Below are 10,701 nucleotides of genomic sequence, written 5' to 3'. Positions count from 1 at the left end.
TTTTTATTTTTTAGCAACATAACGCAACAGGCTGCACTGGAAGATGGTCTTAAACCAGCGGGAATCGAAGTCCCTGACTTGCCTCAGGAAAAATACGGCACCGGGTTTACGGTCAAATACAGCTTCAAAAGAAGTATTTCCGCTTGCCACAGCTGCAGCGAAGACGGGTAACCAGGCCACGGAATAGCGGTAGTCTGCGTCAGGATTAATACCAATCACTGGATTTTTTTGTGACATCACCCAGCTATGCAGGCGCTTGCAGCCATATTCAGGCCAGCGAGCTTCACTGTGCTCACGTAAAAGCTCCTGATACCACTCGTGGACAAAAGATTCAGGAATAGACGGGGGGAGATATCCGTTACTTAACCATTTCTCAATTTCGTCGGCATATGTCGGGAACACGAGCCCCAGTCGTTGAAACATATTAGTAACCAGTAACTTCTGGGTTTCCTCTGGTGCACCTTTTTGGCTCAGGAACAATTTGAAACGCTCAGATGCAGCTTTGATCTCAAAGATGGGGAAAAACTCCCATAAAATAGGGAATTCATTCTCAATACGACTCAGATACTCTGCTGACATTTCGAATTTGAAGAGCGACATCGCCAGTGCCTGCGGATGCTGCACCAGTGCACGCCATACTTCAAAGGTTGCCAGCGGTAAATAACCAAATTGATCGTACAGACTACGCATAAATTGCCAGCCGGAATGGGCAGGATCGTTAGCCATCTGTCCGAGTACCAGTGTGATGGTATTAACTTCTGCCTGTGGATTAAAAAGCTGGGTCGCTTTCTGCAATGAGCGGATGTTGCTTTCTTCTACCGGTAACGAAGATTCGCCACGAATGAAGCAGGGGCGAAAAGCCATCTCTTCACCCGGTTTAGGAACAACCAACCACGGTCCATTTTTGTTAACGATCGAGCTCAATTCATATTCACCGACAGGCACTCCCTCGCTCATTCTTGACGCTAAGGGAATGGATTTCCTCTCGGGTTCACTTAACAGCATGATAACGGGGGAAGGAATTTGTCCGCCTCGATGGTTCACCGACTGGCTGAATAATAGTTCTTTTTCATAGTCATAGCGCAGGTTGTATTTATAACGGCGAATTTGCCAGGCCATGACCACCCCCGCCCCCGTAATACGCATCTCAACAACCTGATCAATACCTGCCTCAAGTGAAATCAGGTTCTCAATATGTTCGCGCAGACTATAGAGATTCAATTCAACAGGACGATCGCTCAATGCCGTATAACACCATTCGTGCCATGCCTGTAATCCACTAACGGAGCGCAAATGCAACTGCAATGTATATCTTGTCGGTTCACCATTTCTGGAAAACAGGAACGCTCTGGAACCCAGCAGATCATGCAGCGTAATGTTTTTATCCAGGGGACGTCCGTTTACATCAAGGGCCAGGCAACCTTTAGCAGGGAAAGGTAATTCTATGTCGATGGGGTCAGCCGCCAAATTAGGCAGAACTTGTAATGTAACAAATGCCGGAGGTATCCCTTCAGCTTTAAGCTGTATCTCTGTTCGCCCCTCGGTACGCTTACGTGTAGCCTCCAATGTTTTATCTTTAAGTTTTGCTACGCAAGGATGCTGTGTGGTGATTACGATAGAACCTTCATTTGCGCGCACACCGCCTTTTATCTCAACACTGAAATCTGCTGGCAGGATACCGATTTTGCGACGTAAGAGCGTTTCATTATTACTATTCCGGATAGAAAGATATTGAGCCCCCATCATCTCTTGTATATGACATTGCTCAATTGATATTCCGCTCAGGTAACGCGTTACATCAATGCTCTGAATATCCGGTAGTGTAGAAATGACTTTTGGTACACCAATAAATGTCTCATCTGGATGACAAACCCAGCTTGCTCGCTTTCCATGTAGAGCAAATCCCCCGGTGTTAATTTGTTCTCTTCCGGTGCGAATCCGATAAGTTTCATTTGCTGTAATAGTAACGTCCCGACATCCTTTAACAGGTAACGCTCTAAGTCCTAATACGTTTATTGCGCTCGGTTGGCCATCAAAACCGACAACAGTGCTGTTGTCCCGGGGGAGCACAATCAGAACATCGCTGCTTTGCACACTGCAGGAAGCCTGACCCTGTAATAGCCATCGTTCTTCATCAACGATGAAGGTTAATGGCACTTCGCCAATGGCAATTTCACTGTCATCAAGTTTAATGCTCCCAACAATCATCCCTCCAGCACGAGCGACTAACGACAAACTTGCCGATGGTTTTTGCCTGACAAATCTCACTTCGCTTTTACGTAACCGAACTGTTGCCTGTCTGTTTTCCAGAGAGGCATAGGCTGGCCCAAGACCAGAAACTTCCTCACCATCTTCACAAATGGCAAGTTCAAAGCGCGTGGTTGAAGGCTCGCTGGTTATAGGGAAAGAAACTTCGTCAGGGAGAGATACTATCGCCCTAAACTCATCAGGATGCTTTTCTGACCAATAGAATCGGCAACGCTTACTCTTATTTTTTTGTACCCGAGGTTTAGCTTCAATAGAGGCTGCGCAAAGCAGTCCATTCAAAAAACGCGTTCCTGTTTCATCATCTAACGGTATTGGAAACTCGCTTCGCCAGGTAGGGTGAACCTTATCAAGCTGTCGTACTGGTTCTTTGTGATTTATTAGATTGTGAGTAAGTACTAAGGAATTGAGGTTATCAGCCATATGGCTGATAAGTTCTACAGAAGTATCTTCGCTAAAAACAGTTGGCAGCGCTGATTTTTCTATGACAGCTCTTGCCAGCGAAAGGGCAGAAAAACCTGACTGTTTTGCTTGCTCATATTGTCCAAGGATCCTCGAGAAAACAGCCAGAAAGCGACTGTCTGATTCTTTGAGTAGCCGGAAAGGTAAACCACCTTCACTGAATAATGTTCCGATAAAATTGCGTCGTTCAGATTCATAAAATCGAATCGGGCGCAGCCAGTAATCTTCCATCCCTTTCGGTACGATAGTACCAAGCTCTGTGGCGGTGAATGAAATCCCTATTTTTTTATATATAGGGTCCCACGTCCATCCGCATTGCCGTTCATAATCCCTGCGGTACCACTCAGAGCAAAAAAGAACAAAACAGGCAGCAAAGTCCCTATTACATATATTAGATTGTGATTGACCGACTGCACGGAGTAGCTGCGTTAATTGGTTATATTCATCATTGGTCGCATGATATTCATAAAGAGGACGGCCATCCGGTTGTCTCAACCCTCTAAGATTCACAAAGTTACTTAGCCAGGAAGTACATTTTACCCATGAAATGTATTCTGATTGATCCAAAGCAAGCCCCTTACAGATAAAAGAAACAAAAACAAAACCCCAGAACAAATTAAAACCAAAAGAAAACCTTTTAGGCTATCGTACAATCAACTAGACGACAACAACTAATTTTCAGATCGGTACTTACAAATCATTTTAAGTAAAAAACAATACCGACTATCTATTAATCACGATTTATTTATCACCTGACTTTATAATTTCAAATGAAAATAACCTATACATAATCAAAAAGTATTCAGTTACTAAAAATTAACTTTCCAAGATATAAAACAATTAGAGAAACTGCACAATCGGGAATAATGAGAGTTGTAAAGTCAGTCAAAAAACACATGAAATTACTGTGCGTTTTTTGACCATTACTGACATACATCTAAAGAGGCTGGCGAAGAAAATATCCCTGTACACTCCATGACTATTGAGGAGTTGTCTTGGGAAAATGTTTATAACTTAATTTAAAAGTCAAAAACGTTTTAATTTCCCCCTCACTCCACATCCTCCCTGCGTAACCCAATATCCTTCAACCGCTCATCACTCATCTGCTGTAACACGCGCCGGGTCTGTCTATTCAGCCACCAGCTTCTCACCGCCTGCCAGAGTTGCACGAAGCCGATAAACGGCGCTTTGGCTTTGTTTTCGTGAAATTCCATCTGCTGCCTCCTCATCTTTCAGAGGCTTCATCATCCGCCTTCTGGCAGTTCACAATACAGATTCAAATATTACTTTTATTTAACATACAGACAGGTTAAAACAACATCTGCATCCGGTTTTTTGCCAGCATCTGTACTGGTTTCTCTCTCTGTATGGTCCAAATAAGGAATACAGCATGACGCGTTACCAACATCTGGCGACTCTGCTTGCCGGACGAATTGAGCAAGGGCTGTATCGTCACGGGGAGAAATTGCCGTCGGTACGCAGCTTAAGTCAGGAGCACGGCGTCAGCATCAGCACCGTGCAGCAGGCGTATCAGACGCTGGAAACGATGAAGCTCATCACCCCGCAGCCGCGTTCGGGTTATTTTGTCGCGCAACATAAAGCCCAGCCGCCAGTGCCGCCGATGACGCGTCCGGTTCAGCGCCCGGTGGAAATTACCCAGTGGGATCAGGTGCTGGATATGCTGAAAGCGCATAGCGATAGTTCTGTTATTCCGTTCAGTAAAAGCACACCGGATGTCGAAGCGCCCAGCCTGAAACCGCTCTGGCGGGAGCTAAGTCGGGTGGTGCAGCATAATCTGCAAACCGTTCTCAGCTATGATTCGTTAACCGGTCAGCGGGTATTGCGCGAGCAGATTGCCCGCCTGATGCTCGACAGCGGCTCGGTGGTCACCGCCGATGACATTATCATCACCAGCGGCTGCCATAACTCGATGTCGCTGGCGTTAATGGCGGTGTGTAAACCGGGCGATATTGTCGCGGTTGAATCGCCCTGTTATTACGGTTCGATGCAGATGCTGCGTGGCATAGGCGTGAATGTGATAGAAATCCCAACCGATCCAGAAACCGGCATCAGCGTTGAAGCACTGGAACTGGCGCTGGAACAGTGGCCGATCAAAGGCATCATTCTGGTGCCAAACTGCAATAATCCGCTGGGATTTATTATGCCGGATGCGCGCAAACGAGCCGTTCTCACTCTTGCTCAACGCCATGATATTGTGATTTTTGAAGATGATGTCTACGGCGAACTGGCAACGGAGTATCCGCGCCCACGTACCATTCATTCATGGGATAGCGACGGTCGGGTGCTGCTGTGCAGTTCGTTCAGTAAAAGCATTGCGCCAGGACTGCGCGTGGGCTGGGTCGCGCCAGGGCGTTATCAAGATAAACTGCTGCATATGAAATACGCCACCAGCAGCTTTAATGTGCCGTCCACGCAAATGGCGGCGGCAACGTTTGTGCTGGAAGGTCACTATCATCGCCATATCCGGCGGATGCGGCAGAACTATCAGCGCAATATGGCACTTTATACCTGCTGGATACGGGAATATTTTCCCTGCGAAATCTGTATTACGCGCCCGAAAGGCGGATTTTTACTGTGGATAGAATTGCCTGAACAGGTCGATATGGTCTGCGTCGCGCGGCAGCTGTGCCGCATGAAAATCCAGGTAGCGGCAGGCTCAATTTTCTCAGCTTCCGGTAAATACCGTAATTGCCTGCGCATCAACTGCGCTTTGCCACTCAGCGAAACCTACCGCGAAGCACTGAAGCAAATTGGCGAGGCCGTGTATCGGGCAATGGAATAAATACGAAATCGTGATGACGCGCCTGAATTTCCTCTCACGAATAGCTTGTGGCTCGTTTTGTCTCTGCTGGGTCATCACCAAATTCCAGTATGGCTTAGGAAAGTGCGCTTTGTTCATGCCGGATGTGGCGCTAGCGCCTTATCCGGCATAAAAATATTGCAAATTCAATATATTGCATGGGCTATGTAAGCCTGTTAAGCGTAGCACATCAGGAAGTTTGGCGTTTGTCATCAGTCTCTGATTAGTACTCGATCCATGGAGCGCGCTTTCTTTCAGGCAAGGGCTGTTCTAATGCCTGTATTTGCTCTGCCGAAAGTCCGGTATATCGTTGTATCCATTCAGGATCTGCACCATTTTGCAAAAACAATCGGAGAAGGCGCTGTTCCCCTTCTTCTTTACCTTCGATCCTCCCTTCTTCCCTTCCCAACAGCCATCCCGCATTATGAATTCGCTCTGCAATCGTCATGATTCGCTCCCTGTGTTGTGGCATTCGACTGGTTAGTTCGCTGATAAACTCTTTAAAACTCGCTTCATCACCTGTCAGTAAAATGTAATTTAACAGCGCGGTTATCTGGCTGTCATTAGCGCACTCTGTAACCAGTAATGCTACCAGTTGATCAATCAGCCCCATCATATTGCGCTGGCGAATATGCTTTTGGATCAACTCCAGCAGGGCGACTCTGCGATGCTGCACAATCTCGTCGTCCGGCACCACGGTGATATCCACCAGCGGGAACGCGGCGGTATAAAGCTTCCGTGCAGTAGTAGGGTCTGCAAATTCGTCCAGCCAGCACAGGGACCAGGGGTAAGGACTACGGCTACCGTGATAAAACAGCATCGGAATGACCAGCGGTAGCGGTCGGCGTTTATCATGCTCTATATGGCGCTGCATCACCGCCATGGAATATCGCATCAGGCGAAAGGCCATATGGATATCCTCGCGGCTCTGATGTTCAATCACCACATAGATATAGCCATCGCCTTCGCGGGTCTTTACCGACCACAGAATATCGGAATGTAGCGCCCGTAATTTTTCATCGACAAAGCTGGCTGACTCCAGTTTTAAGGTATCGAGATCGCACAGTTCACGTAAATCTTTGGGTAAATGGATCTCCATAAAATCCCGCGCAGTGTCAGGGTGTGTGAGAAAAGATTTGAATAATGCATCATGCGGCGTGCTGGTCGTGAAGTTTGTCATGGCGGTCCGTCACCTATAAAAGAGATGGCCAGACTTTAGCGATTAATAAACCAACTCTCACCCGGCAATATCCCGTTCACCGAGACGCTTTCCAGGCTATTTTTATTCTTCTGCAAGCGATACATTTTTATGGAAGATATCTCGCTTTTTGCGCTTTCTTATCGTCAGGCTCTATTCTTAACATTATGAATAAACTCATTGAACTCAGACGCGCCAAAATGTTGGCGCTCTCTTTGCTGCTTATCGCCGCGGCTACCTTTGTCGTTACGCTGTTTTTGCCGCCCAATTTTTGGGTGAGCGGCGTGAAGGCGATTGCCGAAGCAGCGATGGTCGGCGCGCTGGCGGACTGGTTTGCGGTGGTGGCGTTATTTCGCCGTGTGCCGATTCCGATTATTTCTCGTCATACGGCGATTATTCCGCGTAATAAAGACCGGATTGGCGAAAATCTCGGCCAGTTCGTACAGGAAAAATTTCTCGATACCCAGTCGCTGGTGGCATTAATTCGGCGTCACGAACCAGCGTTGTTAATTGGTAACTGGTTCAGCCAGCCGGAGAACTCCGCCCGCGTGGGTCAGCATCTGTTGCAGATCATGAGCGGTTTTCTCGAATTAACTGATGATGCGCGCATTCAGCGCCTGCTTAAGCGCGCGGTGCATAAGGCGATCGATAAAGTGGATCTTTCCGGCACCAGTGCGCTGATGCTGGAAAGCATGACCAAAAACGATCGTCATCAGGTGCTGCTCGATACGTTAATCGCACAACTGATCGCCCTGCTGCAACGAGACAAATCGCGCAAATTTATCGCCCAGCAGATTGTGCGCTGGCTGGAGAGTGAGCATCCACTGAAAGCGAAAATCTTACCTACCGAATGGCTGGGCGAACATAGCGCGGAGTTGGTTTCTGACGCCGTGAATTCTTTGCTTGATGATATCAGCCGCGATCGCGCGCATCAGATCCGCCATGCTTTTGATCGCGCTACCTTCGCGCTGATCGAGAAACTGAAAAACGATCCTGAAATGGCAGCGCGAGCCGATGCCGTGAAAAGTTATCTGAAAGAAGATGAAGCTTTTAACCGCTATCTTGGTGAATTGTGGGGAGATTTGCGGGAGTGGTTGAAAGTGGATATCAACAGCGAAGATTCTCGCGTGAAGGAACGCATCGCGCGAGCAGGACAGTGGTTTGGCGAGACGTTAATTGCCGATGATGCCCTGCGTGCCTCGTTAAATGGTCATCTGGAACAGGCCGCTCACCGCGTCGCGCCAGAGTTTTCGACATTCCTGACGCGCCACATTACTGATACGGTAAAAAGCTGGGATGCGCGGGATATGTCACGGCAAATCGAGTTAAATATCGGCAAAGATCTCCAGTTTATCCGCGTTAACGGCACGCTGGTCGGCGGTTGTATTGGGCTGATATTGTATCTTTTATCGCAAATTCCGACCTTGTTACCCCTCGGCAACTTTTAACCGCGTGAGAGAACAAATAAAGCACACTTAAATCATGGTGATAATGCGGCCTTTTTCATTGTCTCCCGTGTACGGGGAAGCACTTGTCACCGCTCTACCCGCCAGTTTCGAGCAGTTCTCCGAAGCGCGGCATTCCGCTGGTCGGCACTTACTGCACGTTTATGCCGCAGAAGATGCTAGCGGCTTCCGGTGCGGTTGCTCCACCTTAGCTGAAACTATCGAAGAAGCGGAGAAAGAGCCTGCGCAATCTTTGTCATTGCGCAACGAACTGAAGCCCGCATTCATCAACTACAGGAAGAAAGACAGCGACTGAAAATGCATTGCACATTACGGTCTGGCTCCGCGTTAAGGATTCATTAAGATCGCTACGTATACTTCTCGATATCTTATTGATTTGCCTTAAAGGGATTACCGTGACAAAAAGTATTTCGTTAAGTAAACGCATCGCCGTTATTGTGATTCTTTTTGCCATTGTGGCAGTGTGTACTTTCTTCGTGCAATCTTGCGCCCGTAAAAGCAATCATGCGGCATCATTTCAGAATTACCACGCCACCATTGACGGCAAAGAAATTGCAGGCGTAACGAATAATATCTCCTCGCTGACCTGGTCGGCACAGAGCAATACCTTGTTTAGCACTATCAACAAACCCGCCGCCATTGTTGAAATGACCACCAATGGCGATTTGATCCGCACTATTCCGCTGGATTTTGTTAAGGATCTCGAGACGATCGAATACATTGGCGATAATCAGTTTGTCATTAGCGATGAGCGCGATTATGCCATTTATGTGATTTCACTGACCCCAAACTCGGAAGTAAAAATCCTCAAAAAAATAAAAATCCCGCTGCAGGAATCTCCAACCAATTGTGGTTTTGAAGGGGTGGCCTATTCTCGCCAGGATCACACTTTCTGGTTTTTTAAAGAGAAAAATCCGATTGAGGTCTATAAAGTTAACGGACTGTTAAGTAGCAATGAATTGCACATCAGCAAAGACAAGGAACTACAACGTCAATTTACTTTAGATGATGTGTCCGGCGCAGAATTTAACCAGCAAAAAAATACGCTTCTGGTGCTGTCTCATGAATCACGCGCACTCCAGGAAGTAACGCTGGCGGGCGAAGTTATCGGTGAAATGTCACTAACTAAAGGTAGTCGAGGTTTGTCGCATAACATTAAACAGGCCGAAGGGGTTGCGATGGATGCCTCTGGTAATATTTATATCGTTAGCGAACCAAATCATTTTTATCGCTTTACCCCTAAATCATCACATTAACAGGCTGGCATGTTTCACTTTTTTGTTATTAACTTGTTAACAACAAAAAATACAAACAAGGTTAAACATGCCCCCGTCCTCGCATCCCGTAGAACGCTTTTCTTTCAGCACCGCGCTTTTCGGGATGCTGGTTCTGACCTTAGGGATGGGATTAGGTCGCTTCCTTTATACGCCTATGTTGCCCGTCATGATGGCGGAAGGGGCATTTTCATTTAGCCAGCTCTCGTGGATTGCCAGCGGCAACTACGCGGGGTATCTGACTGGCAGTCTGCTATTTTCATTTGGCGCATTTCACCAGCCGTCGCGCCTGCGCCCATTTCTGTTGGCTTCTGCCCTGGCGAGCGGATTGTTGATCCTCGCAATGGCATGGTCGCCGTCGTTTATTCTGGTGTTATTGATTCGCTTCCTGGCGGGTGTCGCCAGCGCCGGAATGCTGATTTTTGGTTCGACGCTGATTATGCAGCACACCCGCCATCCCTTTGTGCTGGCTGCTCTGTTTTCTGGCGTTGGTATTGGCATCGCGCTGGGCAATGAATATGTACTGACGGGCCTGCATTTTGCCCTCTCCTCGCAAACGTTATGGCAAGGCGCCGGGGCGCTTTCTGGCATGATGCTGATTGCACTGGCGCTTTTAATGCCCTCGAAAAAACAAACCATCGCGCCAGCGCCATTGGCAAAAGCGGAGCAACAGATAATGAGCTGGTGGTTACTGGCTATTCTGTACGGCCTGGCGGGATTTGGTTATATCATCGTCGCGACTTACCTGCCGCTCATGGCAAATGATGCAGGCTCACCATTGTTAACCGCTCATCTCTGGACGTTAGTCGGCTTATCAATTGTGCCAGGCTGCTTTGGCTGGCTATGGGCAGCAAAACGCTGGGGGGCTTTGCCCTGCCTGACGGCGAATTTACTGGTGCAGGCTATCTGTGTACTGCTTACTCTCGCCAGCGACTCTCCTCTCTTGCTTATCATCAGTAGTATTGGTTTTGGCGGCACCTTTATGGGTACGACCTCTCTGGTGATGACCATCGCCCGCCAACTGAGCGTACCAGGAAATCTCAACCTTTTAGGCTTTGTGACGCTCATTTACGGCATTGGGCAAATTCTGGGCCCGGCGCTAACCAGTATGCTCGGCAATGGAACATCGGCGCTTGCCAGCGCCACTCTTTGCCGCGCTGATCAGCACAGTGCAATTATTCAAGCTGCAAGTGGTCGCTTCATAAGGGCAATTTC

7 protein-coding genes and 2 pseudogenes are annotated in these 10,701 nt (G+C 47.9%); 5 read left to right on the top strand and 4 right to left on the bottom strand.

Annotated elements, in window-relative coordinates; all coding sequences use genetic code 11:
- Positions 1 to 3 precede the first annotated feature (3 nt).
- The 3 genes from yjiT to A9180_RS24835 form a co-directional block, all read right to left on the bottom strand.
- The gene (gene yjiT / locus A9180_RS19735; protein ID WP_064530234.1) at positions 4 to 3,294 is read right to left on the bottom strand and encodes a protein YjiT; all 3,291 of its coding nucleotides are present in this window, start codon (positions 3,292 to 3,294) and stop codon (positions 4 to 6) included.
- A 482-nt stretch (positions 3,295 to 3,776) separates the two neighbouring features.
- Positions 3,777 to 3,905 (bottom strand): DUF1127 domain-containing protein, encoded by a 129-nt coding sequence (locus tag A9180_RS19730; protein ID WP_241957071.1) that lies wholly within the window; start codon positions 3,903 to 3,905, stop codon positions 3,777 to 3,779.
- Positions 3,856 to 3,975, bottom strand: coding sequence for a cytoplasmic protein (locus tag A9180_RS24835; RefSeq protein WP_241957069.1), 120 nt, complete (start codon positions 3,973 to 3,975; stop codon positions 3,856 to 3,858). Before A9180_RS24835 ends, A9180_RS19730 begins: the two co-directional genes overlap by 50 nt.
- Positions 3,976 to 4,117: 142 nt before the next feature.
- Here A9180_RS24835 and A9180_RS19725 point away from each other — a divergent pair, with 142 nt between their 5' ends.
- On the top strand, positions 4,118 to 5,530 hold the full coding sequence (locus A9180_RS19725) for a PLP-dependent aminotransferase family protein (protein ID WP_064530233.1): 1,413 nt from the start codon (positions 4,118 to 4,120) through the stop codon (positions 5,528 to 5,530).
- 241 nt (positions 5,531 to 5,771) lie between these two features.
- On the opposite strand, the gene A9180_RS19720 is transcribed toward A9180_RS19725, so the two are convergent.
- The gene (locus A9180_RS19720) at positions 5,772 to 6,728 is read right to left on the bottom strand and encodes an Rpn family recombination-promoting nuclease/putative transposase (RefSeq protein WP_064530232.1); all 957 of its coding nucleotides are present in this window, start codon (positions 6,726 to 6,728) and stop codon (positions 5,772 to 5,774) included.
- Positions 6,729 to 6,913: 185 nt separating this feature from the next.
- Here A9180_RS19720 and A9180_RS19715 point away from each other — a divergent pair, with 185 nt between their 5' ends.
- From A9180_RS19715 to A9180_RS19700, 4 genes and pseudogenes are all read left to right on the top strand, one after another.
- Positions 6,914 to 8,194, top strand: coding sequence for a DUF445 domain-containing protein (locus A9180_RS19715; protein WP_064530231.1), 1,281 nt, complete (start codon positions 6,914 to 6,916; stop codon positions 8,192 to 8,194).
- A gap of 43 nt (positions 8,195 to 8,237) precedes the next feature.
- Positions 8,238 to 8,447, top strand: a pseudogene (locus tag A9180_RS19710) (hypothetical protein); the annotation flags it as partial.
- A gap of 160 nt (positions 8,448 to 8,607) precedes the next feature.
- Complete coding sequence (locus A9180_RS19705) at positions 8,608 to 9,468, top strand: SdiA-regulated domain-containing protein (RefSeq protein WP_064530229.1); 861 nt, start codon at positions 8,608 to 8,610, stop codon at positions 9,466 to 9,468.
- A 67-nt stretch (positions 9,469 to 9,535) separates the two neighbouring features.
- Positions 9,536 to 10,691, top strand: a pseudogene (locus A9180_RS19700) (MFS transporter).
- Positions 10,692 to 10,701: the final 10 nt, after the last annotated feature.

Origin of the sequence: Escherichia sp. B1147 (assembly GCF_001660175.1) — a bacterium.
Classification (GTDB): Bacteria; Pseudomonadota; Gammaproteobacteria; order Enterobacterales; family Enterobacteriaceae; genus Escherichia; species Escherichia whittamii.
The sequence above is the reverse complement of the archived record's forward strand: the minus strand, read 5'-3'. Positions and strand labels throughout refer to the sequence as shown.